Source organism: Exiguobacterium sp. HSB13 (assembly GCF_056764755.1).
In genome coordinates this window covers 1285924-1312231 of sequence record NZ_JBUZOM010000001.1, presented here as the reverse complement: position 1 = coordinate 1312231, position 26308 = coordinate 1285924, and the positions used below count along the sequence as shown (strand labels likewise).

General features: G+C 46.4%; 33 protein-coding genes. All 33 read left to right on the top strand.

Annotation, left to right across the window (positions count from 1 at the left end):
* The first annotated feature begins 106 nt into the window (after nt 1–106).
* The 33 genes from flgB to tsf all read left to right on the top strand — a co-directional run bounded on the left by flgB (nt 107) and on the right by tsf (nt 26243).
* Complete coding sequence (flgB, locus tag ACZGCQ_RS07135; protein ID WP_029342079.1) at nt 107–469, top strand: flagellar basal body rod protein FlgB; 363 nt, start codon at nt 107–109, stop codon at nt 467–469.
* A 3-nt stretch (nt 470–472) separates the two neighbouring features.
* Nucleotides 473–871, top strand: coding sequence for a flagellar basal body rod protein FlgC (gene flgC / locus ACZGCQ_RS07130; protein WP_029342078.1), 399 nt, complete (start codon nt 473–475; stop codon nt 869–871).
* Between the two features lie 17 nt (nt 872–888).
* Nucleotides 889–1176 carry a flagellar hook-basal body complex protein FliE gene (fliE, locus tag ACZGCQ_RS07125; RefSeq protein ID WP_029342077.1) on the top strand — a complete coding sequence of 96 codons (288 nt, stop codon included), beginning with the start codon at nt 889–891 and terminating at the stop codon, nt 1174–1176.
* Nucleotides 1177–1237: 61 nt separating this feature from the next.
* Complete coding sequence (fliF, locus tag ACZGCQ_RS07120) at nt 1238–2773, top strand: flagellar basal-body MS-ring/collar protein FliF (RefSeq protein ID WP_481265940.1); 1536 nt, start codon at nt 1238–1240, stop codon at nt 2771–2773.
* Nucleotides 2774–2777: 4 nt separating this feature from the next.
* Nucleotides 2778–3785, top strand: a complete 1008-nt coding sequence (gene fliG / locus ACZGCQ_RS07115; RefSeq protein WP_050677479.1) for a flagellar motor switch protein FliG — start codon at nt 2778–2780, stop codon at nt 3783–3785.
* Entirely contained in the window at nt 3769–4506 is a 738-nt protein-coding gene (locus tag ACZGCQ_RS07110; RefSeq protein ID WP_350468755.1) for a FliH/SctL family protein, read from the top strand. The genes fliG and ACZGCQ_RS07110 overlap by 17 nt, the downstream gene beginning before the upstream one ends.
* Nucleotides 4499–5812, top strand: a complete 1314-nt coding sequence (gene fliI / locus ACZGCQ_RS07105; protein WP_406747574.1) for a flagellar protein export ATPase FliI — start codon at nt 4499–4501, stop codon at nt 5810–5812. Before ACZGCQ_RS07110 ends, fliI begins: the two co-directional genes overlap by 8 nt.
* Before the next feature lie 12 nt (nt 5813–5824).
* On the top strand, nt 5825–6259 hold the full coding sequence (locus tag ACZGCQ_RS07100) for a flagellar export protein FliJ (RefSeq protein WP_406747575.1): 435 nt from the start codon (nt 5825–5827) through the stop codon (nt 6257–6259).
* Nucleotides 6256–6801, top strand: coding sequence for a magnesium transporter MgtE N-terminal domain-containing protein (locus tag ACZGCQ_RS07095; RefSeq protein WP_406747576.1), 546 nt, complete (start codon nt 6256–6258; stop codon nt 6799–6801). The genes ACZGCQ_RS07100 and ACZGCQ_RS07095 overlap by 4 nt, the downstream gene beginning before the upstream one ends.
* A 13-nt stretch (nt 6802–6814) precedes the next feature.
* Complete coding sequence (locus ACZGCQ_RS07090; protein ID WP_406747577.1) at nt 6815–7933, top strand: flagellar hook-length control protein FliK; 1119 nt, start codon at nt 6815–6817, stop codon at nt 7931–7933.
* Complete coding sequence (locus ACZGCQ_RS07085; RefSeq protein WP_029342069.1) at nt 7926–8396, top strand: flagellar hook capping FlgD N-terminal domain-containing protein; 471 nt, start codon at nt 7926–7928, stop codon at nt 8394–8396. Before ACZGCQ_RS07090 ends, ACZGCQ_RS07085 begins: the two co-directional genes overlap by 8 nt.
* Entirely contained in the window at nt 8396–9250 is an 855-nt protein-coding gene (gene flgG / locus ACZGCQ_RS07080; protein WP_214727177.1) for a flagellar basal body rod protein FlgG, read from the top strand. Before ACZGCQ_RS07085 ends, flgG begins: the two co-directional genes overlap by 1 nt.
* A complete protein-coding gene (locus tag ACZGCQ_RS07075; protein ID WP_029342067.1) occupies nt 9247–9483 on the top strand; it encodes a flagellar FlbD family protein in 237 nt (78 codons plus the stop codon). Before flgG ends, ACZGCQ_RS07075 begins: the two co-directional genes overlap by 4 nt.
* A gap of 19 nt (nt 9484–9502) precedes the next feature.
* A complete protein-coding gene (locus ACZGCQ_RS07070; protein ID WP_231681733.1) occupies nt 9503–9907 on the top strand; it encodes a flagellar basal body-associated FliL family protein in 405 nt (134 codons plus the stop codon).
* Between the two features lie 9 nt (nt 9908–9916).
* The gene (gene fliM, locus ACZGCQ_RS07065; protein WP_029342065.1) at nt 9917–10900 is read left to right on the top strand and encodes a flagellar motor switch protein FliM; all 984 of its coding nucleotides are present in this window, start codon (nt 9917–9919) and stop codon (nt 10898–10900) included.
* Between the two features lies 1 nt (nt 10901).
* Nucleotides 10902–12035: a flagellar motor switch phosphatase FliY gene (fliY, locus tag ACZGCQ_RS07060; protein WP_050677473.1), complete on the top strand. Its 1134-nt coding sequence runs from the start codon at nt 10902–10904 to the stop codon at nt 12033–12035.
* 12 nt (nt 12036–12047) lie between these two features.
* A complete protein-coding gene (locus ACZGCQ_RS07055) occupies nt 12048–12413 on the top strand; it encodes a response regulator (RefSeq protein WP_029342063.1) in 366 nt (121 codons plus the stop codon).
* On the top strand, nt 12410–12901 hold the full coding sequence (locus ACZGCQ_RS07050) for a flagellar biosynthetic protein FliO (protein WP_406747579.1): 492 nt from the start codon (nt 12410–12412) through the stop codon (nt 12899–12901). The genes ACZGCQ_RS07055 and ACZGCQ_RS07050 overlap by 4 nt, the downstream gene beginning before the upstream one ends.
* The gene (fliP, locus tag ACZGCQ_RS07045) at nt 12898–13566 is read left to right on the top strand and encodes a flagellar type III secretion system pore protein FliP (protein WP_023468706.1); all 669 of its coding nucleotides are present in this window, start codon (nt 12898–12900) and stop codon (nt 13564–13566) included. The genes ACZGCQ_RS07050 and fliP overlap by 4 nt, the downstream gene beginning before the upstream one ends.
* Nucleotides 13567–13577: 11 nt before the next feature.
* The gene (gene fliQ, locus ACZGCQ_RS07040; RefSeq protein ID WP_023468705.1) at nt 13578–13850 is read left to right on the top strand and encodes a flagellar biosynthesis protein FliQ; all 273 of its coding nucleotides are present in this window, start codon (nt 13578–13580) and stop codon (nt 13848–13850) included.
* Nucleotides 13847–14614 carry a flagellar biosynthetic protein FliR gene (gene fliR / locus ACZGCQ_RS07035; RefSeq protein ID WP_029342060.1) on the top strand — a complete coding sequence of 256 codons (768 nt, stop codon included), beginning with the start codon at nt 13847–13849 and terminating at the stop codon, nt 14612–14614. The genes fliQ and fliR overlap by 4 nt, the downstream gene beginning before the upstream one ends.
* A 4-nt stretch (nt 14615–14618) precedes the next feature.
* The gene (gene flhB, locus ACZGCQ_RS07030) at nt 14619–15710 is read left to right on the top strand and encodes a flagellar biosynthesis protein FlhB (RefSeq protein WP_023468703.1); all 1092 of its coding nucleotides are present in this window, start codon (nt 14619–14621) and stop codon (nt 15708–15710) included.
* 14 nt (nt 15711–15724) lie between these two features.
* Nucleotides 15725–17749, top strand: a complete 2025-nt coding sequence (gene flhA / locus ACZGCQ_RS07025; RefSeq protein ID WP_481265939.1) for a flagellar biosynthesis protein FlhA — start codon at nt 15725–15727, stop codon at nt 17747–17749.
* Nucleotides 17750–17752: 3 nt separating this feature from the next.
* Complete coding sequence (locus ACZGCQ_RS07020) at nt 17753–18796, top strand: flagellar biosynthesis protein FlhF (RefSeq protein ID WP_481265938.1); 1044 nt, start codon at nt 17753–17755, stop codon at nt 18794–18796.
* Nucleotides 18793–19647 (top strand): MinD/ParA family protein, encoded by an 855-nt coding sequence (locus tag ACZGCQ_RS07015; RefSeq protein WP_481265937.1) that lies wholly within the window; start codon nt 18793–18795, stop codon nt 19645–19647. Before ACZGCQ_RS07020 ends, ACZGCQ_RS07015 begins: the two co-directional genes overlap by 4 nt.
* Nucleotides 19648–19668: 21 nt before the next feature.
* Complete coding sequence (locus tag ACZGCQ_RS07010) at nt 19669–21672, top strand: chemotaxis protein CheA (protein WP_214805154.1); 2004 nt, start codon at nt 19669–19671, stop codon at nt 21670–21672.
* Between the two features lie 11 nt (nt 21673–21683).
* Nucleotides 21684–22112 carry a chemotaxis protein CheW gene (locus ACZGCQ_RS07005; RefSeq protein ID WP_029342054.1) on the top strand — a complete coding sequence of 143 codons (429 nt, stop codon included), beginning with the start codon at nt 21684–21686 and terminating at the stop codon, nt 22110–22112.
* Nucleotides 22105–22713, top strand: coding sequence for a chemotaxis protein CheC (locus ACZGCQ_RS07000; protein WP_029342053.1), 609 nt, complete (start codon nt 22105–22107; stop codon nt 22711–22713). Before ACZGCQ_RS07005 ends, ACZGCQ_RS07000 begins: the two co-directional genes overlap by 8 nt.
* Complete coding sequence (locus ACZGCQ_RS06995; RefSeq protein WP_029342052.1) at nt 22706–23188, top strand: chemotaxis protein CheD; 483 nt, start codon at nt 22706–22708, stop codon at nt 23186–23188. The genes ACZGCQ_RS07000 and ACZGCQ_RS06995 overlap by 8 nt, the downstream gene beginning before the upstream one ends.
* Nucleotides 23189–23201: 13 nt before the next feature.
* Nucleotides 23202–23975 carry a FliA/WhiG family RNA polymerase sigma factor gene (locus tag ACZGCQ_RS06990; protein ID WP_047393832.1) on the top strand — a complete coding sequence of 258 codons (774 nt, stop codon included), beginning with the start codon at nt 23202–23204 and terminating at the stop codon, nt 23973–23975.
* 11 nt (nt 23976–23986) lie between these two features.
* Entirely contained in the window at nt 23987–24415 is a 429-nt protein-coding gene (locus ACZGCQ_RS06985; RefSeq protein WP_406747583.1) for a hypothetical protein, read from the top strand.
* Nucleotides 24416–24544: 129 nt separating this feature from the next.
* On the top strand, nt 24545–25279 hold the full coding sequence (gene rpsB, locus ACZGCQ_RS06980; RefSeq protein ID WP_012370721.1) for a 30S ribosomal protein S2: 735 nt from the start codon (nt 24545–24547) through the stop codon (nt 25277–25279).
* Nucleotides 25280–25361: 82 nt separating this feature from the next.
* Nucleotides 25362–26243, top strand: a complete 882-nt coding sequence (tsf, locus tag ACZGCQ_RS06975) for a translation elongation factor Ts (RefSeq protein WP_023468693.1) — start codon at nt 25362–25364, stop codon at nt 26241–26243.
* Nucleotides 26244–26308 lie beyond the last annotated feature (65 nt).

The following is a 26308-nucleotide window of genomic DNA, read 5'->3' as shown; positions in this document are numbered from 1 at the left end:
TCTTTTCAAACATTGACCTATTTGTTTCAATTATTTCAGATATGTTACTAACGACTTACTTTTTGTCGTGAATTTGAATATAGTTTCCATGAGTGGAGGAAAGAAGATGAATTGGTTAGGGTCTGACTATAACGTAATGACACAAGCTGTCAATCGAACGGTTATGGCACAGGAAGTTATCGCTAAGAACATCTCGAATGTCGATACGCCTGGGTATAAGGCAAAGCGTGTCACTTTTGGAGATGTGCTCGATTCAGAGATGAAAATGAGTTTAAAGCGACACGCAACAATCGGAACTTCTGGTAGCATCGTCGATCGACCAAATACGATGCGTAACGATGGAAATGGTGTCGATATCGATCTTGAGATGTCTGAATTATCACGCAATCAAATTGAGTACGAGGCGTTGGTAGAACAGTTGAATCGCAAATTCTCGGGCATTCAGTCTGTTATCCGAGGAGGAAAGTAATCGATGAGTATGTTCAACGGATTTCATACGTCTGCGTCCGGGTTGACTGCCCAGCGTTTGCGGCTTGATACGGTCTCAGCAAACATTGCGAATGCTCAAACGACACGAGGTGAGCTCGTCAATGGACAGTGGCAACCGTACGCGAGAAAACTCGCTGTGTTGAAAGAGACTGCCAATGGTGTCACGGTCAGTGAATTGAAGAAGGATCCTGAACCATTCAAATTAGAATATAATCCGACGCATCCAGATGCGGATGAACTCGGGTACGTCAAGATGCCTAATGTCGATATCTTAAAAGAAATGGTCGACATGATGGGCGCGACACGCTCTTACGAAGCGAACGTAACGGCTTTGAACGCGACAAAAGCGATGCTCGTCAAAGCGATGGAGATTGGTAAATAAGTAGAGGAGATGACGAGATGGCAATTCAACCAATTCAAAACATGCAGATGGTACTACCCACGCAGACAGTCGCTAAGACGACACCAAGTGATTTTAGTGAGGTGCTCAGCGAAGCGATGAACGGACTGAATGCAACGCAACATGCCTCATCTCAAGCGCGCGTCGATCTCGCGACAGGAAAGACGACGGATCTACATAACATCATGATTAAAACAGAAGAGGCATCGCTTTCTATGCAACTCGCCCTTGAAGTCCGTAACAAAGGCATCGAAGCATACCAAGAAATGATGCGTATGCAACTGTGACTGTTAAGGAAAGCGTGGGAGATGTTGAATGAACGAACGTTTAAAAGCTCGATTGGGAGCAATGAATACAACATGGAAAGAATGGTCACTTGCGAAAAAGGCGACGATTTTAGGAATCATCGTCGTCGTTTTAGCGGCGTTGATTGTTGCGATCATCTGGTTATCTAAACCAACAATGACGCCTCTTTATTCGAAGCTATCCCCTCAAGAGGCGGGGCAAGTGACGGAAAAGCTAAATGAAGATGGAATCGCATCGGAAGTCGTCAGCTCAGCGAACGGTGTGACGATACTTGTTCCAGAAGCAAACGTTGAAAACTTAAAAGTCGAATTAGCGACGGCTGGTATACCAAAATCCGGTCAAATCGACTATTCCTTCTTCAGTGAAAACGCTGGATTCGGAACGACGGATAAAGAGATGAACATTCTCGAACGCGATACGATGCAGACGGAACTTGAAAACTTGATCACACAAGTTAATGGGATCGAGTCAGCAAAAGTCATGATCACTCTGCCGGAGAAGAGTGTTTTTCTATCTGATGAAAAGGAATCTTCAACGGTTTCTGTCGTCTTGACTTCTAGCGCGGGTAGTAATCTTAACAATCAGACGGTTCAAGGGTTGTATCATTTGATTGCAAAGAGTATTCCGAACCTTAAAGAAGAAAACATTACGATCATGGATCAGTATTTTACGTATTACGAGCCAGGATCTGCTACGAAAACAGCGGGTGGAACCGATCCGATGGCGCTGAAGAAAACGACGGAAAACGATTTACGCAAGCAGATTCAGCAGATGCTATCTGTCGTTCTCGGTCCACAAAAAGCGCTCGTTTCAGTCACGGCAGATGTCGATGTCACGAAACGTCAGGAAGAACAAAAGCTTGTTGAGCCAGTAGATCCCGATAAAATCGAAGGGATCGTCACGTCTGCTGAAAAAGTAGCAGAAGCGTACACAGGCTCTGCAAATGCTGGTACAGCAGGTACGGGGCAAAATGAGACGACGAATTTCCCAGCGGGTACTGGAACGACGGGTGATACGAGTGAGAAAACACACGATATCATCAACTATGAAGTCAATCGAATCACAAAACAAATCACAGGAGCTCCTTACGAGATTCGTGATTTAGGAATTCAAATCATCGTCGAGCCACCAAAAGGTCAGAATCAGATCGACCCACAACTACAAACGGACTTACAGACGATGATGTACTCCATCATCCGGACGTCATTAACGAAGACAGATGCGAAAGCAACGCTGACAGATGCAGAACTTGCCAATAAGGTCGTTGTCATGTCTCGACCATTCGCGGAAACGACGGCAGCGACGAAAACGACGACGGCAACACCGATGTGGGTTTGGTTCGCCCTTGGTGGAGCGGCAATCCTCGTCATTGGAGCAGTCATCCTCCTCATGCGTCGACGGAGAGCGAATGAAATCGAAGAACTTGAGGAATGGACACCGATTGAGACGGAAATTCCGGAATTATCAACAGAAGATACGAGCGATGGTGCAGTTAAACGGAAACAGCTTGAAAAACTCGCTGAATCCAATCCGGATGAGTTTGCGAAATTATTACGTACTTGGTTAGCGGAGGATTGATGAGATGAAGAAGCTAGAAATGAACAGTCGGGAAAAGGCTGCGATTCTCATGATTTCGTTAGGTCCTGAAGTCGCTGCCAGTGTATATAAACATTTATCGGAAGAAGAGATGGAATGGTTGACCCTTCAAATCTCAAGTATGAAACGAGTCGATCCGGAAGATAAGTTAGTCGTTCTCGATGAGTTTCATGAACTAGCGATGGCGCAAAACTACATCACTCAAGGTGGAATTGGGTTTGCTAAATCGGTTCTTGAGAAGGCGCTTGGTGAAGAAAAGGCGATGGAACTCATCTATCGCCTGACATCGACGTTACAAGTCCGACCGTTTGAGTTTGCACGAAAGGCAGACCCAAAACAGCTATTGAACTTCATTCAAAATGAACATCCGCAAACAATCGCGCTTGTTCTTGCCCATCTTGATCCTGCCAAATCAGGACAGATTCTCTCGGAGCTACCGGCAGAAGCACAATCCGATGTAGCACGGCGGATTGCGACGATGGACAGAATGAACCCGGAGATCATTAGCGAAGTAGAGCAAATTCTCGAACGGAATTTGTCACAAGCAGGCATGCAAGATTTTGCGCAGTCTGGCGGTATCGAGGCGGTCGTTCAAGTATTGAACGGGGTCGACCGGACAACGGAACGAACGATTCTCGATACGCTCGAGATTCAGGATCCAGAACTCGCAGAAGAGATCAAAAAACGGATGTTCGTCTTCGAAGATATCGTCACGCTCGATGCACGGGCGATTCAGCGCATCATTCGCGAAGTATCGAACGAAGATCTACTGTTGGCACTCAAAGTATCGTCAGACGACGTCAAGGATATGGTCTACCGCAACATGTCACAACGGATGGTCGAATCGTTCAAAGAGGATATGGAATTCATGGGTCCTGTTCGTCTCCGAGACGTCGAAGAAGCACAAAGTCGAATCGTCGGAATCATCCGCCGCTTAGAAGACATGGGTGAGATCGTCGTGGCTCGTGGTGGAGGAGATGATATTGTTGTCTAACGTCATCAAAAGACAAGCTGTGATTGAACGACAGGAACGAACACTCGTTCAAGTCCGAAATGCTCAGGAAGAATCGGCAATCGTTCCAGATACGTTCTATGAAGAGCGGATGGCAGAAGGTCACGCTGAACTAGAACGTCTTCGCCAGGTGATGGTTCTAGAGTTTGAACAGCGTCAGCGTGAGTTTGAACAAGAACGTCTTCAGGCATTAGAGGAAGCACGTCAACGAGGATATGAAGAAGGACACCAGGCTGGATTTGAAACAGGACGTGCGGAAGGACAAGCAACGTTCGAAGAGCAAATCGCAACGACAAATACGTTTACTGCACGAATCGAAGAGCAAAATCAAGAGCGATTGATGCGATTGGAACATGAATTGTGTGTGCTTGGACTCCAGGTGACGCATCAGTTTCTAGAGCAGTTACATGATGAAGAAGAAGAGGCATTATACCAATTATTACATCAGTTGATCATTCAGTTCCGAGATCGTGAAAAGATCATTATCTACGCTTCACCAGCGGATTTTGAACGGGTCGTTCTGCTTGAAGAGCAGCTCCAAGGTGTTCTAGGTGCTAATGCGACGATTCAATTACGATTTGATCCAGCGCTTAAAGCACGCGATTATCGGATCGACTCGGAGAATGGAGCAATCACAGGTGGTTTGACAAGTGGCTTTGAAGCCCTACAAACCAAAATCAAAGAGGTTTTACATCATGTTTAACGTAAATGCGATTCAAGCCGCAGTTCGAGAAATTCGTCCGGAAGAACTCGTACAGCATTCCGGAAAGGTCGTACAAGTGATTGGATTGATGATTGAATCACGCGGACCAACGGCTGTCGCAATCGGCGAGCGTTGTTTGATCCAAATTCAACAACGGCAGACGATTGAAGCGGAAGTCGTCGGTTTTAGAGAAGGTCACGTCCTACTCATGCCGTATGGTGAAACGACATCGATTGCTCCAGGCTCGATTGTTCTTGCGACAGGAAAACCACTCCACGTCCCTGTAGGCGATGAACTGATCGGTAAGGTGCTCGATGGTCTAGGGAGACCACTGGGCGGGGAATCATTAGAAAATTTACGTACGACATCAATCGTTCGTAAACCACCTAGTCCATTGGAGCGACCTCGTATCAGTGATGTTCTCTCGACGGGCATCCGTGCCATCGATGGGCTACTAACAGTCGGTCAAGGGCAACGCGTTGGTTTGTTTGCAGGATCAGGAGTTGGGAAGTCGACATTACTCGGGATGATTGCAAAACGATCGACAGCAGACATCAACGTCATTGCCTTGATTGGTGAACGAGGACGCGAAGTCAAGGAATTCGTGGAGGCAGAACTCGGTGAAGAAGGAATGAAACGCTCCATCTTGGTCGTAGCGACAAGTGATCAACCCCCACTTGTTCGTCTAAAAGGCGCCTATACGGCAACAGCCATCGCTGAACATTTTCGGGATCAAGGTAAGAATGTGGTCTTGATGATGGACTCTGTCACACGTTTTGCGATGGCACAACGAGAAATTGGTCTTGCGACAGGTGAACCGCCTGCGTCAAAAGGGTATACACCAAGCGTTTTTGCTCTTCTTCCTCAGTTACTCGAACGTAGCGGGAAAACGCAAGATGGCTCGATTACGGCTTTTTATACTGTGCTCGTCGATGGAGACGACATGAATGAACCGATTGCTGACGCTGTACGAGGGATCTTAGACGGTCATTTCGTTCTTGATCGTAATCTTGCGAACAAAGGACAGTTTCCAGCGATTCATGTCTTACGATCCATCAGTCGTGTCATGAATCAAATCACGACTGCTGAACAAAAGACAGCTGCCGTCGCATTTCGACAGCTGTTATCGACGTATCTTGATTCGGAAGACTTAATCAATATCGGCGCCTACAAAAAAGGGACGAACCCAGAAATTGATCGTGCCGTTGATAAATATCCGGAGCTGATCCGTTTCTTAAAACAACAAATCCATGAAGACAGTGACTTCGAGAAAGCTTGTCAGCAACTCATGGCAACGATTCAGTAAGGAGGACGGAAGATGAAGACGATTTATGAACGAATCATTCCTTTGGCTGAAGCAGAGAAAGATCGCGTCGCAAAAGAATTGAGCCTTCATAAAAAACAATATGAAATCGAAGTCGAAAAACTATACCATCTGCTCGTCCGATATGAATCCTTTCTGAAAGCGCAAGATGAGATTGGCATCGTCGAATTAACATCTTCGCAATATCGGGAGCGGGCTCGAGATGTCGTAAAGCAAGAAATCGAACGGCAACAACTGTACGTGACACAATCGAAAAATCGCTATGAACGCGCACAGGAAACACTCGAACGAGCATTGATCGAGGAGAAGAAGTTCAGTCGTCTGCAAGAGAATCATACAGTTGAAACAAAACGAATCGAAGCATTGACGGAACAGAATCAATTAGATGAACTGGCATTGTTACAGTTTGGAAGAGGACGGATGATATGAGTGAAAATAAAACGTCAAAAGGATGGATCTTACCTTTATTGATCATCCCTTTGATTTTAATCTTGCTGACGGCTTATTTCGTATTAAATTATGCGAATGGACGTCCACTGCTATCCTTACCGTTCGCAACCGAAAAAACGACTACGAATCAAGCGAATCCGTCAGCAGAACTTGAACGACGCCTGAAAGTAGCGAATCAAGAAATCAAGAAACTACGCAATCAAAGCAAAGAACAATCGGATACATTAAAAGCGAAAGAGCAGGAAGTCGAACGTTTGATTGCAGAGCGGGATCGTTTAAAACAAACACCGATGCCCGCGACGACGGATCAAACGAAGACGACGAAGAAAAAAGCTGCATCTGTGACAGATGTATATGCTGAAATGGCACCAAAGGATGCTGCGCTCATCTTAAACGAACTTAGTCCGACAGAAGTCGTACCGATCATCGAGGACATCGATGCGGAACAACAGGCGGCGATCATTGCCAAGATGGATGCTAAAAAAGCGGCGGCCTTAACACAGCTACTCGCGACGAAGTAAGGAGGGAAGCCAGATGAACATGACGGAAGTAATACAATCATCCTCCCCGAACTTGAATACTGGAACAGGGAAAAAAGGAGAGATGACCACGGTTGGTGGTCAATTTGCTTCGTTACTGGATTATCTGACGAAGTTACCAACAACGTCATCGTCACCGGTCTCAGCTGATTTGACAGCACTCGAGACGAAAGTGGAGACACCACTATTACCGGATTGGATACAAGAACTCGTAGATCAACCGGACGAGCTTCTCTCTTTACTGAAACAACCGGAAGTAGAGGCGTTAAAACAAGAACCAAAGAAAATGGAACAACTACTAGCGTTCGTCAAACAATTGCTTGAGGGAAATGTCGAGCAGGCGAAAAATCAGTTCGATCAATTGCCACCATTGCTTCAGCAAGTCGTCTTGCAGACAGTAACGAACGATACGATCAAAATGAAAGATCATCATACGAACAACTTAAAACAACCATTACTTCCTACGATTGAAGGAGACATTTCCGCGTTGCCTGTGAAACAGACGCTTCCGCAAACTGGTCCTATTGTCGAAACGCTCAAGTCGGACACTGTAGCTGTAGCTGAGCAGGCAAAAGGAAAGACACCGCTTCCGTTGGCATTCGCTTCACTCATGCGAAAAGCGACCATGCCCGTTGATCCAGAAGGAAAAGCCGCGCCGACTCCAATGAGCATGCCGATTTACAAAGGTACTCCGTTGCAAACGATTCGTCCAGTACCGCTACCCGTACCAGAACAGATTCAACAACGGATTGAAGCCGCACTTCAGCAAGCACCGTTCTTAAAAGGTGCTGACGGGTCAACGCGATTGTCGATTCGTCTTTATCCAGAGCAGCTTGGAGAGGTCGTCGTTCAACTCGATCGTAAGGAGGGGGCATTGACCGTCAAACTGTTTGCAAGTACTGAGCAAGCGAAACAATCGATTGAGCAACAACTTGGAAAATTGCAGACAGCCTTACACCAGCAGACGCCGGTCGTGAAGATCGAGACGGGGATGATTGCTTCTAGTGCACGGGAGTTTCAACAGTCGTTCACACGTGATCAGCAGGAGCATGAGTCCCCTTATCAAGAAACACCCACTCCAGTAGAGGAAGAAGAGGAGGAAGACGATGACTGATGCAATCAAAACAGATGGTACTTCATACCAGCTTCCTGAAAAGTCACAAGTACCGACGAATAAAGCAATGGATAAAGATATGTTCATGAAAATTCTGATTGCCCAGCTGTCGAATCAGGACCCGACGGCACCAATGGAAGATAAGGATTTCATTGCTCAGATGGCGCAGTTTTCTTCACTTGAACAGATGCAAGCAATCGGGAAAACGATGGACACGATGGTCTTGAACCAACATGCGACGGCGTTATTATCCTACAGCAATCTAATTGGGAAGAACGTCAGTTATGAAGCAGAGTCAAAGACGACCGATGCTTCTGGAGCGGAACAGACGACGACCGTCGAAGAGACAGCCAGTGTCGTTAGTGTAAAACGGGATGGGCTGGATATCATGGCCGAACTATCGAACGGAAAACAGATCAGTGTATACGAGTTGACGCAGATTCAATCAAAGGAGGAAAAATAATGTTACGTTCAATGTATTCAGGAATCAGTGGGCTTAAGAACTTCCAGACGAAACTGGATGTCGTCGGGAATAACATCGCGAACGTCAACACGTTCGGTTATAAAAAAGGACGGGTGACGTTTAAGGATCTCGTCAGCCAATCGGTCGGTTCATCATCCGGTGCAGGCGGCAATGTCGGTGGGACGAACCCGAAACAGGTCGGTCTTGGAGCATCGATGTCAACAGTCGATAATGTGTATAACCAAGGTGCACTTCAAAATACGGGTCGCGTTCTCGATGTCGGGATCTCTGGTGAAGGATTCTTTCAAGTCGTCACAGCGGAAGGGATTCGTTATACGCGTTCTGGTAACTTCTATACGGATCTTGATGGAAACTTAGTTACCGGCGACGGAAACTATTTAATTGGTAGTGACTCTCAAGCAATTGCAGATGGCGAGACACCACCGGTACCCCTTCCGGAAGCAGGTGGTGCAGGATTCCAAAAACTAAAAGTACCAACGGATGCACGTAACTTATCAATCGGTAAAGACGGTCTCGTCACTTACGTCGATACGACAGGAGCATTACAAAACGTCGGTTATATCACGATCGCGAACTTTGCTAACCCAGGTGGTTTAGAAAAATCAGGTGTCAACGTGTTCGCAGCGTCGCAAAACTCAGGTGAGCCAGTACTTGGAACACCGAGCTTAAACGGAATGGGTCAATTGACATCTGGAACGCTCGAAATGTCAAACGTCGATTTATCAGAAGAATTCACGGAGATGATCATTGCCCAACGTGGTTTCCAAGCGAATACGCGAATCATTACGACTTCTGACCAAGTTCTTGAGGAATTGGTCAACCTGAAACGATGATTACGCTAACGACATTACGTAATGCACCACTCGTACTAAACGCTATTCTGATTGAATCTGTCCGTTCCACTCCGGATACGACGATTCAACTCGTTGGCGGACAGATTTATGTCGTGAAGGAATCAATAGAAGAGGTCAAGGCAATCGCAATCGCTTTTTATCAACAAATCGGATTAGCGGGCTTGAACAGTGTAAGGAGGCTCGAAGATGGCCGAGGAAAAGAAGAAGAGTAAACTAAAAATCCCTTTAATCATGATCATTGTCGCAGCACTGATGGTTGGGGCAGGTTATATGATCATGAATTACTTTTTAGCTAATGATACGACAGAAGCAAAAGTCGAACAGCCGACGGGTGAAGAACTTGATGCACGAAGTCTTCAGACAGACGACTTGACGACGAACATCGCTGATGAACGTTTTTTGAATGTCCAATTTACGATCGTTACAGACGATCAAGCAACACGTGATGATTTAGAATTACGAAAGTTTCAAATCAATAACATCATCTTAGGTGATTTATCTGCGATGAAAAAGTCGGACTTAGACTCAAAAGCGGATATGGAGAAGCTCGAAGAACGATTACGGATGCAGTTCAAGAAGCTCATTCAAGAAGGTGATGTCCAGCGTGTCTATACGACGAAAAAAATCATCCAGTGAGGTGGCAGCATGAGCGAAGTATTATCCCAACATGAAATCGATGCCTTGCTATCAGCCATTTCAAGCGGAGATATGGAAGTCGAGGAAATCCGAAGTCAAGAGGAGCAGCGCCGTGTCAAAGTCTATGACTTTAAACGAGCGCTTCGCTTCTCAAAAGATCAATTACGGAATTTGACGCGTATCCATGAACAGTTCGCCCGAGTGTTGACGACGCATTTTTCTGCACAACTTCGGACGTACGTCCAGTTCACGGTCAATACAGTCGAGCAACTCCCGTACGATGAATTCATTCATTCTATTCCGAACATGACATTGATCAATCTTGTGAACCTTCATCCGCTTGATGGAAAAGTCTTGTTCGAAGTAAATCCGAACATTGCTTATGCGATGCTCGATCGATTACTTGGAGGACCGGGTGAAGGGATGAACAAGATTGAAAATTTGACGGAAATCGAGACGCGTATTCTGACACAATTGTTCAAACGTGCCTTCGTCCAATATGGCGCCGCTTGGGAATCGGTGACGGAAGTCGAGGCCGAGTACGACGATTTAGAAATCAATCCGCAGTTTCTACAGCTCGTTTCTCCGAATGAGACGGTCATCCTCGTATCGATTTACGTAACGGTTGGAGAAGTGAGCGGTACGTTGAATGTCTGTTTGCCATTCGTGACCCTTGAATCCGTTCTTCCGAAATTATCAAGTCATTATTGGATGCAACAAGAAAAGCGAACGACAGCAGATAATCAAGAGTCTGAACACATGCAAACGCAGTTGATGAGTTCCGTCGTCGATTTAAAAGCAGTGCTCGGCCAAACAGAGCTATCGTTTGGTGAATTGTTACACCTCGAAGTAGGCGATTGTTTATCCCTGAAGACGCGAGCCTCAGATGCCGTCGATGTATTCGTCGATGACCGGAAGATGTTCAAAGCCCGACCGGGACTAAACGGGAAACACCTCGCTTTGCAAGTCTTACAACGAATTGAGGAGGAATAACATGAGCGATATGCTTTCGCAAGATGAAATCGATGCGTTGTTACGCGGAACGCCATCAAACGATGAACCGCAAGATTCGGACGCAGAGGAAATATTAGATGATATGGAAATCGATGCGCTAGGGGAAGTCGGAAACATCTCACTCGGGAATTCAGCAACGGCCTTATCGGCATTGTTGAATCAAAAAGTAGAAATCACGACACCACATGTTCGGATGATTTCGATGGAAGAATTACGAAGTCGTTATCCGATTCCGCACGTCGCGTTGCGTGTCGGCTATACAGAAGGATTTAAAGGAGAAAATGTCCTGATCCTGACACAGCGAGATGCTTCTGTCATCGCGAACCTGATGATGGGAGGCGATGGTGTCATTGATGAATCGCTTGAGATGGATCCGATTGCTCTATCTGCTGTACAGGAAGCGATGAATCAGATGATGGGAGCTGCTGCGACATCGATGTCGACAGTGTTCTCCATGCGAATCGATATCTCACCACCTGCTGTTGAAATTTTTGATTTTTCACAAGATAAGAGCATCGTCGATAGCTTTTCTCTTTGGGAGAACATGGTCATCATCGAGTTTGATCTGAAGATTGGCACGATGATCGATTCAAAAATCGTTCAATTAGCACCACTGGATTTCTCGAAACAATTGATTCAAAAACTCTTTAGCGCGAGTACGACCCAACAAGCAGAACCTGCACCACAAGCAACGGCACAAGCGCAACCAGAACAACCACAACCACAAGCGCAACCGACACCGGCACCAGCGATGGAACAACGAACGGTCGTCCCACCACCTGAACCGAAAGCAACGCCAGTCGGTGTCAGTCCGGTTCAATTTAGTCAGTTAGGTGAGATGGAAGTAGAGGGCACGCCAGGAAATATCGGAATGTTATATGATGTTCCGTTGAACGTCACGGTTGAGTTAGGACGGACACGCCGCTCCGTTCGTGACATATTGGAATTAACACAAGGTTCTGTCATCGAGCTAGATAAACTGGCAGGGGAACCAGTTGACGTTCTTGTCAACAATACATTGATCGCAACGGGTGAAGTGGTCGTCATCGAAGAGAACTTCGGTGTACGCATTACGGAAATCGTAAATACAAAAGAACGTCTTCGGATGTTCTAAGGAGGAACTAATATGAGTGCAAAAGTATTAATCGTAGACGACGCCGCTTTCATGCGGATGATGATCAAGGAAATCCTATCGAAGAACGGCTATGATGTCGTCGGTGAAGCAGAAAACGGACGCGAAGCGGTCACGAAGTATAAAGAATTGACACCGGACCTCGTCACGCTAGACATTACGATGCCTGAGATGGACGGAATCTCTGCGCTTAAAGAAATCAAAGCATTCAATCCTGCCGCTAAAGTCATCATGTGTTCAGCGATGGGGCAACAGTCGATGGTCATCGACGCGATTCAAGCAGGTGCAAAAGATTTCATCGTCAAACCGTTCCAAGCGGATCGTGTGCTTGAAGCGGTCTCGAAAACTGTCTCGTCATGAAAAAAGTGACTTTGCTGATTTGTCTTCTGTTTCTGCTGACACTTCCTGTACAGGCTGAAACGGTCGAAGAAAAATTAAATCCAACCAAGAACGATGCACCGACGACTCAGCAAGTCGATGAGAGTCCTTCCATGGCATTGACCATCTTTAAAGGAGTCGTCGTTCTCGTCGTCTTGATCGGCGGATTCATCCTCGTGACACGTTTTATTCACGAGCGGACGCGAGGCGTCAGACATTCCGGACGATTGACCCATCTAGGTGGTGTACCACTTGGTAAGGATCGATCGGTTCAGTTAGTGAAAGTGCAGGATAAGATTTATGTCGTCGGTGTTGGTGAGAACGTGCAACTCTTAGACACGCTGGACGATTTAGAGGGATACGAACCGACGGATCTTGAAGAGACATCTTCGAAATCAGCACCTTCACCATTTCTTGAGACGTTCAAACAACAACTCGAGCAACTGCAGAAGAATCGAGGGCGCTCATGAATACGATTGAAAACCTGATTTCACTCGATACTCCGTCAGGAACAGCAACATCGATTAAACTGCTCGTATTACTGACGTTGTTATCACTGGCGCCCTCGTTACTAATTTTAATGACTTGTTTCACGCGTGTCGTCGTCGTGTTGTCGTTCGTCCGTTCGGCTCTCGGAACACAACAGACGCCGCCGAACCAGCTACTCGTCGGACTGGCGCTGTTCATTACGCTTTTCGTCATGTCGCCCGTTTTATCTGAATTAAACACAACGGCTTTAAAACCATATATGGCTGATAAAATTAGTCAAGATGAAGCGTTTGATAAAGCAGGAGATACGATGAAACGCTTCATGTCGAAGCACACGCGAACGAATGATTTAGAACTATTCTTAAAATACGGTAATTATGAAAAACCGGAAAAGATTGAAGATATTCCACTCGTCGCACTCGTTCCAGCATATGCGATTAGTGAACTGAAGACGGCCTTTCAAATCGGTTTCATGATTTTCATACCTTTCCTTGTCATCGACATGGTCGTCTCGAGTGTTTTGATGTCGATGGGGATGATGATGTTACCGCCGGTCATGATTGCGTTACCGTTTAAGTTATTGTTATTTATTCTAGTTGACGGCTGGCACCTGATCGTTGAATCACTGCTCGTCAGTATGCGTTAGGGGGAGAAAAGATGACTCAAGAAATGATTATTCAGTTGGCAAGCTCCGCTGTCTGGACATTACTCAAAGTATCGGCCCCCTTGTTACTCGTCTCGCTCGTCGTCGGTCTGCTCGTCAGTATTTTGCAGGCGACGACGCAGATTCAGGAACAGACGTTATCGTTTGTTCCAAAGATCGTTGCCGTGTTTTTAGCACTCGTCTTCTTTGGACCTTGGATCATGCAGGAGTTACAGACCTTTACGATTGATCTATTCAAACAAATCGCTGAGGTTTCCCGAAAATGACACTACTTTCTTTCCTGAGTGTTTTTTTGCTCGTCTTTGGACGGATCGTCGGTTTTCTCGTTGCGGCGCCTTTGTTTTCATCAAGACAATTACCAGCGCAACATAAATTAGCGCTTGCTGCGGGACTTGCTTACTTTGCAAGTTACGCCGTGAAGACGGACGTTCGTGTAGAAGACTTCGATTTTTTCTTTCGGATGGGAACGGAAGTCTTAGTGGGGCTAGCTCTTGGCTTACTTGCCAGTTTTTTATTATACGCCCCACAAATTGCGGGTTCGATCATTGATTTACAGATGGGTCTTGCGATGGCTTCCGCTTATGATCCGATGTTTGGCGGTCAGTCACCAATCGTCGGACGATTTTATTACATGCTGACGTTACTCGTCCTGCTCGCTTCTGATATGCATCTCATTCTACTGGACGGCATCTATACGAGCTTTCAGATCTTTCCGCCGGGCAGTCTGATTGCGGTATCAGGCGACGCAGGAATGAGTTTGGTCATCCGTGTCGTCGGACTTGCGATGTTGACTGCCTTACAAATGGCGATGCCACTTGTTGTTTCACTCTTTTTAGTGGATCTCGCACTTGGTTTCTTAGCGAAAACGGCACCCCAGTTCAACATTTTTGCGATTGGTTTTTCCGTCAAACTGTTAATGGGATACGCGATTCTGTTTTTATTAGCAGGAGCGACGATCACAGGAATCGGTCGATTCGTTCCATTGTTGCAAGATGTACTTGCAGACGCCATTCGATTACTAGGAGGTTAAGGACATGCATTCATATCGATTACGCCTTGATCTTCAGTACTTCGCTGGTGAGAAGACGGAAAAAGCGACACCTCGAAAGCGGGATGACTCGCGTAAAAAGGGACAGGTCGCAAAATCAGCAGATTTAACGAGCAGTTTTATGTTATTCGCGATGTTTCTTGTTCTCTATTTTTTCGGTCCATTTCTAGGACGGCGATTCGTACTCGTCCTACAAGATGGTCTCAGTGCAAGTCAAGTTCTGCAAGCCGTCGAAGAGGGACGAATTGAACAGATTTTAGTCGAGATGCTGATACAAATGGGGATTTTAGTCGCCCCCTTCTTTTTAACAGCGGTCGTCATTGGTGTTCTCGGGAACTTCGTTCAAATTGGAGTGCTCTTAAGTGGTGAGGCGATCCAGCCGAAACTGGACCGGATCAATCCGCTTCAAGGCGTCAAACGGATCGTTAGCGTTAAAGCACTCGTCGAGTTTTTGAAATCCGTTTTTAAACTGCTCGTCATCGGTGTCACGAGTGGCACGGTTCTATGGAACAACAAAGTCGAGATTTCGAGGCTGACCTCGGAACCAATCGGCGATGCGTTAGCTATCATTGGTCATTTAACATTTTTACTCGGTTTGTCGGTCAGTATCGCCTTGATCGCGTTAGCCATTCTTGACTTCGCTTATCAAAAATTTGATTTTGAAAAGTCGATTCGAATGAGTAAACAGGATTTAAAGGATGAGCATAAGAACACGGAAGGTGACCCTCAAATCAAAGGAAAGATTAAACAACAACAACGGGAGATGGCGATGCGGCGGATGATGCAAGAAATACCGAATGCCGACGTCGTCATCACGAACCCGACCCATTATGCGGTAGCGATTCAATACGATGACGGAAAACATATGGCACCGATCGTCGTTGCAAAAGGCGTAGATGCTGTCGCGTTCCGGATTCGGGAGAAGGCGACAGCAGCTGATGTCCCGATTGTTGAAAACCGTCCGCTCGCACGGGCGTTGTTCGCTCAATCAGAAATTGGTATGGCAGTGGATGAAACGTTCTATCAGGCGCTCGCTGAAACACTCGCCTTTGTCTATCAACTGAAACAAGCAAAATGAAAGGATGAAGCATCATGAGTATATCAACACGAGATTTAACGGTTCTGCTAGGCGTCATCATGATCGTCTTCATGCTCGTCATTCCACTGCCCGCTATCATGCTCGATTTTTTAATCATCATCAATATCTTAATTGCTTTGATGGTATTACTCGTTGCGATGAATGCCAAAGAGGCACTTGAGTTTTCTGTATTTCCGACGTTGTTATTGATCGTGACTCTATTTCGTCTGGCACTTAACGTCTCGACGACACGGGCGATCCTATCAAACGGAAATGGTGGCGAAGTTATTGAAGCATTCGGTGACTTCGTCGTCGGCGGAAATGCGCTCGTCGGTTTCGTCGTTTTCTTGATTCTCGTCTTGATCCAGTTTCTCGTCATCACGAAGGGTTCAGAACGAGTCTCGGAAGTGTCGGCACGTTTTACGCTTGATGCGATGCCCGGAAAACAGATGGCAATCGACGCCGACCTGAACTCCGGAATGATTGACGAAGTGCAAGCCCGGACCCGCCGCCAAAAAATCCAATCGGAAGCAGACTTTTATGGGGCGATGGACGGGGCCTCGAAGTTCGTTAAAGGAGATGCGATCGCAGGTATCATCATCGTCATCATTAACTTGATCTTCGGAATGATCATCGGTGTCGTCCAGCAAGGCTTACCGATAGCGGAGTCAGTCGAACTATATACGTTACTGACAGTCGGGGACGGTCTCGTCAGTCAGATTCCAGCACTTTTGATTTCGGTTGCGACCGGGATCATCGTCACGCGCTCGACATCCGACGGAAACCTTGGTGAGGATGTCATCGGTCAATTGACACGCACACCATTACTTGTCGGAATCGCGGCTGGAGCAATCTTCTTACTCGGACTATTCACAGCGATTCCCGATTACGTCACGATGCCGATTGCAGCGTTATTTGGCTTCTTCGCTTGGCGAATGAAGCAGACGACGAAGACGATGCAAGAAGAGGTCGCCGTTGAGGAAGCGCCGAGCGAAAACTTGCGTTCGAGTGAATCGGTCATTTCCTTACTGAATGTCGATACGATTGAATTTGAATTCGGTTACGGTTTGATTCCACTCGCTGATGAAGCGCAAGGTGGCGATTTACTCGATCGTGTCGTCATGATTCGTCGGCAGCTAGCACTCGAACTTGGATTCGTTCTACCGACCGTTCGGATTCGTGATCATCTGCAGTTATCACCAAACCAGTACCGAATCAAGATTCGCGGAAGTGAGATGGCAAGTGGTGAACTGTTACTCGATCATTATTTAGCGATGAGCCCGGGTGTCGATGATCCAGAAATTCGAGGCATCGATACGGTTGAACCGGCATTCGGTATGCCGGCACTCTGGATCGATGAACAGACACGTAGTCGAGCAGAGATGTCAGGCTATACGGTCGTTGATCCACCATCCGTCGTTGCGACACATTTAACGGAGCTCTTGAAGAAGCATGCCGCTGAGTTACTCGGTCGAGAAGAGACGAAACAGTTGGTTGATCATTTGAAGGAATCGCATCCGATTTTGGTCGAGGAAGTAACACCACAACTGTTATCAATCGGGGAACTTCAAAAAGTATTCGTTCAATTATTAAAAGAAAAAGTCTCGATTCGAAATCTACCATTGATTTTCGAAACGCTTGCGGACTATGCAGCTGTGACGAAAGACAGCGAACTGCTTGCTGAATATGTCCGTCAATCCTTATCGCGTCAAATTACGGAACAAGTCATGCAAGGAGATGTCTTACATGTCGTGACGGTCTCGAGTGAGATGGAACTGGATATCCAGTCGGCCATCCAAAAGACGGAGTTCGGAAATTATTTAGCGCTTGATCCCGAAAAGGCGACACGTTTCATCGAGACGTTACAGGAGCGAGCAACGGAATTCGAACGGTACGGGGCGCATCCGATCATCCTGACTTCTCCAAGTATCCGGATGTTCGTCCGTCAATTGACAGAACGGTATTTTCCAGATATTCCGATTTTGTCTTATAACGAATTAATGCCGTCGATTGAAGTTAAGAGTATTGGGGTGATTTAAGCGATGATAGTCAAAAAAGTCACGGCGGATTCCGTTAGCGAAGCCATGGAACGCATCAAACGCGAACTCGGTAACGATGCCATCATATTAAATACTCGCCATGTCAAAGTGGGCGGATTCTTTGGTTTGTTTGCGAAGAAAAAAGTGGAACTGGTTGCATCGGTGGATGAACATGTGTCGAACGAACCGATCGTCTCAAAGCAAGCAACGAGTCGGAAGGACATTGTGGAAACCATCCAACCGATCCCAGTGCGTCCGACGATCGTTACGGTCGGCGAACGACCATTGCCAAAAGAATTGCGACATTATGCGCCGCTGTTGGCAGAACCAGCGTTACAACAAGTGTCTGAACGATTGCATGAGCGGTTACTGACTGCGTACTATCAAACGCAGCAAACGGACTTAACGGATCTTTTAACTGAAGAAGTAAAAACGGCATTACGTGTAACAACATCGACTGCACGTTATGTCATGCTAACAGGACCGACTGGTGTCGGAAAGACGACGACCATCGCTAAACTCGCTGCGCATCATACGCTCATTAAAAATCAACGAGTCGGTCTCATCACAACCGATACATACCGGATCTCAGCGATTGAACAACTGAAGACATATGCCGACATATTAGATATTCCAATTCATGTCGCGTATGATTTGGAAGATTTCGAACGAGCGAAGCAGGCGCTAGCTTCATGCGATATCGTACTTGTCGATACAGCGGGACGGAATTTCCTTGACGAAGAATATGTAGAGCAATTACGAAGTCGTCATGACTTTGAAGATACGGATGTGTTTTTAGTTCTTAGTTTGACATCGAAATATCGAGATTTATTACAGATCCACGATCGTTTCAGCAAGATTCCCTTATCAGGGATCGTTTTTTCGAAAGCAGATGAAACAAGTGAACTGTGGTCGATGTTTGGACTTATGACAGAGACGGAGTTACCAATCTATTGCGTGACAACGGGTCAAGAAGTGCCAGAAGACATCACGTTCGCTACGGCGGATGAGTTATCCCGAATGATCGTCGAGAGAGGGATGAGATGATGCGAGAAGATCAAGCACGTGTCTTACGATCAAAAGTGACCGTCAAGGAAACGAAGACGATTGCCATCGTGAGTGGAAAAGGTGGCGTCGGAAAAACGAATGTCGCGGTGAATCTTGGCGTGGCATTATCGTTACAAGAAAAACGAGTACTCTTGATTGATCTTGATATCGGGATGGCGAACATCGGTATTCTATTCGGTAAATCATCGAAGTCATCCTTGATGGAATGCGTCAAACGACGAGAATCACTCCAGCACGCAATCGTTGAACAGTCGCCATCCCTTCATTTCATTCATGGCGGGAGTGGATTTGCGGAACTGACGAATCTGACGAAGGAGGATGTCGTGTTCCTACTGCGGGAATTCCAATTTTTCTATGAGTATGATTTTGTGTTGCTCGATTTAGGAGCCGGCGCCAATCATCAGACGTTCGATTTTATCAGTAGTGCAGACGAAGCCTGGTTGATCGTCACGCCAGAGCCGACTTCAATCATGGACGGTTATGCGTTCGTCAAACTGGCACACCATCATGCGGCGGATCTTCCGATTTCCGTAGTCGTCAATCGGGCGACGAATGGTGGAGAAGCACTTGAAACGTTTGATCGACTAGCGCTCGTCAGCCAACAATTTTTACAAAAGCCACTGCGCTTTACCGGTTTTTTGCCGGAAGATCCGACAGTCGTCAAAGCAGTCAAGGCACAGATGCCATTTTACTTGATGGATCGAACGAGTGACGTCAGTTGGCGACTCGATCATATCACGACGTCTCTAACAGGTGTACAAGTCAAAGAACGGAAGTTTTTAGATCGATTGTTACATCGTCTGAAAAAACGAAAAGATCATGTCCGTTAAGATTAAAGGAGGGTATCAGTCATGGACTTAAATGAATATGTGGGGTTGTTCCTCGATGAGTCGATGGAGCATTTACAAGCTATTAACACAAGCTTATTGGTTTTTGAAGAACGATTAGACGATGAAGCGGTCATCGATCAAATTTTCCGTTCTGCCCATACGCTAAAAGGGATGGCAGGAACGATGGGATATGATGCGATCGCTGATTTGACGCATGAGATGGAGAGCGCCCTTGATTTAGTCAGATCAAAGAAACAACCCGCTACAGCTGAGTTGATCGATGTCCTATTCGTTGCTGCTGAGCAACTGGAAACGATGGTAGAAGACATCAGTCGCGGTGGAAAAGGGAAACTTGACGTTACGGAAACAGTGAGACGATTACAGCAGTTCATTCGTCCCGAACAAGAAGAGATCATTTCGGTTACGCCATCAACTGCACCATCAACATTCGAATGTGATGTCTATTCGGAAGCGGTCGTCAAACAATCGATTGCGTCCGGTTATCAAGCCTATATCGTCCAAGTCGAACTTTCAGCAGACGTCATCTTAAAAGCGGCACGTGTCTACATGGTCTTTGATCGTTTACAACAGCTCGGAGATGTCATTTTGTCGAATCCGACATCTGATGAACTGGAGCAAGAACATTTTGAGACGTCATTCTCTGTTTTATTCGTGACGCAACAAGAGCAATCGGTCATTCAAGAGGCGGTTGCCTCGGTTTCTGAAGTCGCAACAGTAACGATGGACGTGTTCGAAGCAACACCAGAAGCAGAGGTGGCGACATCCACCCTTCCACAGGAAATGCCGGTTGCGACATCAGTACCTGCACCAACAGCTTCACCGGAATCACCAGAACAGACAGATCTATCTGTGCCTGTCGCTTCGAAAACGATTCGTGTCAATCTCGAGCGAATCGATCGTTTGATGAATCTGTTCGAAGAGTTCATCATCGACCGCGGACGTTTGGAGCGTATTGCAGCAGAAGTCAGCTCACCGGAATTGACAGATACGGTCGAACGGATCAAACGGGGCACGAACGAATTACAATCACTCGTTTTAACGTTACGAATGATGCCGATCGAACAAGTATTCAACCGCTTCCCACGAATGGTGCGTTCCGTTTCGAAGGATGTCGGAAAACATATCAAACTACACATTACGGGTGCTGAGACGGAACTTGATCGCACAGTCATCGATGAGATTGGTGATCCACTCGTTCACTTGATCCGTAATGCGATCGATCATGGAATTGAAAACAAAGCGGAACGGATTTTAGCGAATAAACCGGTCGAAGGAAATCTTTCGCTACGTGCTTATCATTCAGGAAACCGAGTCTTCATCGAGATTGAAGATGATGGAGCAGGTATCAATCACGAACGTGTCACACGGATTGCGATTGAAAAAGGATTGATCACGGAAGAAGAAGCGATGCAATTAACGATCGAAGAGGCTTCGATGCTGTTATTCGCACCTGGTTTCTCGACGGCAGAAGAAGTCACGGACTTGTCTGGTCGTGGTGTTGGTCTCGATGTCGTCAAATCGAAGATCGAATCATTAGGTGGAGAAGTATTCGTTGAGACGCGCCGCGGAGAAGGAACGATTTTCCGTATCAGTTTACCATTGACGCTTTCGATCATCTCAGCCATGCTCGTTGAGCTCGGACAAGAGACGTATGCGATTCCACTGACTGCCATCATCGAGACGACATCCTTACGTAAATCAGCGATCCTGCAAGCACACCGGGAAAAAGTATTTGATTTCCGTGGACAATTGGTGCCACTTATTTCGCTGAATGAAGTTTACGGATTGCCGCAACATGAGGCAGAAGCCTATTCGGTCGTCGTCGTCCGGAGTGGCGAAAAATTAGCAGGGTTGATCGTATCCGAATTGATTGGTCAACAGGAGATCGTCATGAAGCCACTCGGTAGTTATCTAGAAGGTATCCGTGCCATTTCTGGCGCGACGATTCTTGGAGACGGACAGGTCGCATTGATCATTGACAGCAATGCACTATTACGGAAGTGAGGGGAACGAAGATGGAACAAAAATGGGTTGTTTTTCAATTAGAAGATAATGCATACGGTATTGATGTACAGTCTGTTCGTTCAATCGAACGGCTCATCCCGATCACACGGATTCCGAACGCTGCATCCTATGTCAAAGGAGTCATCAATTTGCGAGGCGTCGTCACACCCGTGATTGATTTGCGCGCCCGTCTTGGATTCGAATTAATGGAAGAGACGGAAGAAACACGCATCATCATCGCCACTTTGGAACATGGGGACGCTGGATTCATCGTCGACCGGGCAAACGAAGTCGTCGAATCAACGGATGTTCGGATTGAACCACTCAGTGAACAAAAGCAGGAGGATGCCTCGTATTTGACTGCAGTCGCAAAAGGCGATCAGCAATTGTTTTCGTTGATTGAACCGAATCGCTTATTTGAGGACATCGTTCATGCTTAATCCAAACGAACGGGACATTTTACGGGAAGTCGGCAACATTGGAGCTGGTCACGCAGCGACAGCACTTTCGACATTACTTGGACAACCGATTGAGATCGAGGTACCTTCCGCTGAACTTGAGGATTTCACGACGATCATCGAGCGAAGTGGAGGAGCGGAAACGTATACCGCTGGTGCATTGTTACGTTTTTCTGGCGATATTCAAGCAACGTTACTTTTTTTGATGCCACTTCGTGATGCGGAGAAGCTTGTGAGCCAATTGATGCAGACTGAATTCCACTTTTTTTCCGATTCCCACGAAATGGGGGTTTCTGCTTGGGAAGAAATTGGGAATATTTTAATAGGAGCATATGCTCGGGCTATCTCCGATTGGCTTGATTTATCGTTACATGTCAGTGTTCCTGCATCAGCGTTTGATATGGTTGGTGCGTTACTTGAAGTAGCCTTACTTGAATCTACGACTCCAGGCAATATGGCTGTCTATATCGACACGCACTTGTCTAGTGCAGGAAACGATTTGACCGGACATTTACTTTTGTTGCCTGAAGCGAACGCCTTTCAGACGGTCTTCGAACGATTGGGTGTGGACTTGAATGGATGAAATCGTACGGATTGGGATTGCGGAGTACGCCATCAGTAAACGCCCCGTCATTTTACGGACAGCGGGTCTTGGATCGTGCGTAGGCGTCGTCATCTATGACCAGGAAAGAGGGTTATCGAGTATGGCGCATGTCATGTTGCCTGATTCAGCGATCAGTCGGAATCGGGAGCTTGAAGTCGGAAAGTTCGCGGATACGGCAATTCTAGAGGTAGCCCGCGAATTACGAGCAAGTGGAGCCATCCGATTACGTGCGAAGATTGCGGGAGGGGCTCAGATGTTTCAATTTAAGTATGAACATGAATCAATGCGGATTGGTGAGCGAAACATCGCTGCGGTCAAAGCAATGCTTCAACAAGTCAAAATTCCACTCGTTGCCGAAGATGTTGGCGGCACGAATGGACGAACGATCGAGTTCCACTCACAATCAGGGCGTCTCGTCATCCGGACGGTGAATGTCGGGACGCTGGAAATCTAGAGGAGGAATGGTCATGCGTGAGGAATTACAACAACTTTGGGATCGATGGCTGACCACACGCGATATTGCGGTGGCAGACCTGTTACTTCACAATTATGAACCACTTGTTCAATACCACGTTCAGCGTTTAAGTGCGACGTTGCCTAAAAGTGTCGATCGAGACGAGTTGAAAAGTTTAGGGATGATGGGATTGTACGATGCGCTTCAAAAATTCGATCAAAATCATAATAATAAATTCGACACGTATGCCGCCTTTCGGATTCGAGGAGCTATTTTAGATGGGCTTCGTAAAATCGATTGGTTACCACGTTCCTTACGGGAAAAAGCAAAACGGGTCGAGGCAGCCGTCGAGATCCTTGAACAATCTTTGCAACGGACGCCGACGTTAGACGAGGTCTCTTCCATTGTCGACATGACACCTGACGAGGTCAAGGGTGCTTTAGCAGAAAGCTATTTTGCGAATGTATTATCGATCGATGAAGCAGTCACGCTACAGGATGAGGGGAAGGCGATGACCGTCTCCTATTTAGATCCAGATACTGCTACACCGGAAGATATGTTATTAATGCGGGAGTTGATCGCTAAACTGGCAGAGGAAGTCGAAGGGTTATCCGAAAAAGAACAACTTGTCGTCTCGTTGTTCTATTATGAAGAATTGACGCTTACGGAAATTGGTGAAGTCCTCGGGCTCTCGACTTCCCGTATTTCACAAATCCATTCAAAAGCGCTTCGTAAGTTGAAGAATGCGCTCGGAAGTGCCTACTTAGCAGATCGTGTCGCCATGTGAAAGGAAGAATTATGACTGTCGTTTATATTTTATTAGCTGCTTTAGTTTGTTATGCGCTGCTGGTGTTATTTCGCCAGCAGGCAGCGCTCAAAGACCGAATCATCCGGTTGGAACGTGAAAAGAATGAGACGGAACAAGTTTTATTACATTTCATGGAGAACGTCAACGCCATGACAGAGACATCCGTAAATGTAGCGAACGAACAGGTTGATCAAGTACCGGATGCGTCTCCACAAATGGTGGAGGCGGCTACTTACGAGAAATCGGAAACCGTCGAAATCGAGCGAACCATTTCAAAAGAACCACCATTAACGGATGTCAAGCAGGCGCTACGAGAAGGAGCGGATCTTGAGACGCTTGCACGGTCTTTGAATCGGGGGACGGGCGAGGTTGCTTTGATTGCTAAACTTTCTCATCAAACGAAGGTTGCCCCTCGGTAATCTTTATGCTATATTAGTCTACGGTGTTAATTACGCACGCATGTATCGCCAGCTGCGGTGCCTTTAATAGGTTAGCTGGACAGACGATCATCGCGGAGGACATCCAAAACCCAAAAGGAGGAATTCATCATGGCAGTAATCTCGATGAAACAATTGTTAGAAGCTGGTGTACACTTCGGTCACCAAACACGCCGTTGGAACCCAAAAATGGCAAAATACATCTTCACAGAACGGAACGGAATCTACATCATCGACCTTCAAAAAACGGTCAAAAAAGTAGACGAAGCATACAACTTCATCCGTGAAGTAGCGTCTGAAGGCGGAAACGTTCTTTTCGTTGGTACGAAAAAACAAGCTCAAGACACTGTGAAAGAAGAAGCGATCCGTGCAGGTCAATACTTCATCAACGAACGTTGGTTGGGTGGAACTCTCACGAACTTCTCTACAATCAAAAAACGTATCAACCGTTTGAAACAACTCGAAAAAATGGAAGAGAACGGTACATTCGAAGTTCTTCCTAAAAAAGAAGTCATCATTCTTAAAAAAGAAATGACTCGTCTTGAGAAATTCCTCGGCGGTATCAAAGATATGCCAGGCGTTCCGGATGCACTCTTCATCGTTGACCCACGCAAAGAGCGTATCGCGATTGCAGAAGCACACAAACTCAACATCCCAATCGTTGCGATTGTTGATACTAACTGTGATCCAGACGAAATCGACTACGTCATCCCAGCGAACGACGATGCGATCCGTGCAGTCAAATTGCTCACTGGTAAAATGGCTGACGCAATCCTCGAAGTTAAACAAGGCGAAGATAACGTAGCACCTGAAACTACTGAAGAAGTAGTAGCAGACGCTGAGTAATTCGTGATGCCAGGTGATAAAGGGAATCGACCTTTTATCACCTTTTTTTTGAAACTAAGGATGTTATAAGGAGGAATATCGAATGGCTATTACAGCAGCAATGGTTAAAGAACTTCGTGAAAAAACAGGTGCAGGGATGCTCGACTGCAAAAAAGCACTCGTTGAAACTGACGGTGACATGAACGCAGCAGTAGATTTCTTGCGTGAAAAAGGGATCGCTAAAGCAGCAGCAAAAGGCGATCGTATTGCAGCTGAAGGGTTGACTGCAGTTGCAGTTGACGGCAACAAAGCGGCACTCGTCGAAATCAACTCAGAAACAGACTTCGTTGCGAAAAACGAACGTTTCCAAACACTCGTTCAAAACATCGCAGACGCTGTTCTTCGTAACGGTTCTGAGACAGCAGAAGCTGCTCTTGCTTCTGAATACGAAGCGGGTAAAACAATCGACACATACATCTCAGAAGAAGCTTCAACAATCGGAGAGAAAATCTCACTCCGTCGCGTAGCGCTCTTCACAAAAGCAGATGATGCAGTCTTCGGTTCTTACCTCCACATGGGTGGACGCATCGGTTCAGTCGTCGTTATCGAAGGTACGACAGACGAAACAGTTGCAAAAGACGTTGCAATGCACATCGCAGCAGCACGTCCACTTTACGTTGACCGTACTTCTGTCACAGAAGAAGAAAAAGCACGTGAAGAAAAAGTCCTCACTGAGCAAGCGTTGAACGAAGGAAAACCAGCTAACATCGTTGAAAAAATGATCGTTGGTCGTATGAACAAGTTCTTCGAGGAAATCTGCCTCGTCGATCAAACGTTCGTCAAGGACCCAGACTTCAAAGTTGGTAAATATGTAGAATCTAAAGGCGGTAAAGTCGTGTCATTCGTACGCTTCGAAGTTGGAGAAGGTATGGAAAAACGCGAAGAGAACTTCGCTGAAGAAGTTATGAACCAACTTAAAAAATAAGAATCGGGATCATCCTGATGACAAGAGAAGGAACACGTATGCTTCAATCCACTTTCGTGTGGAAG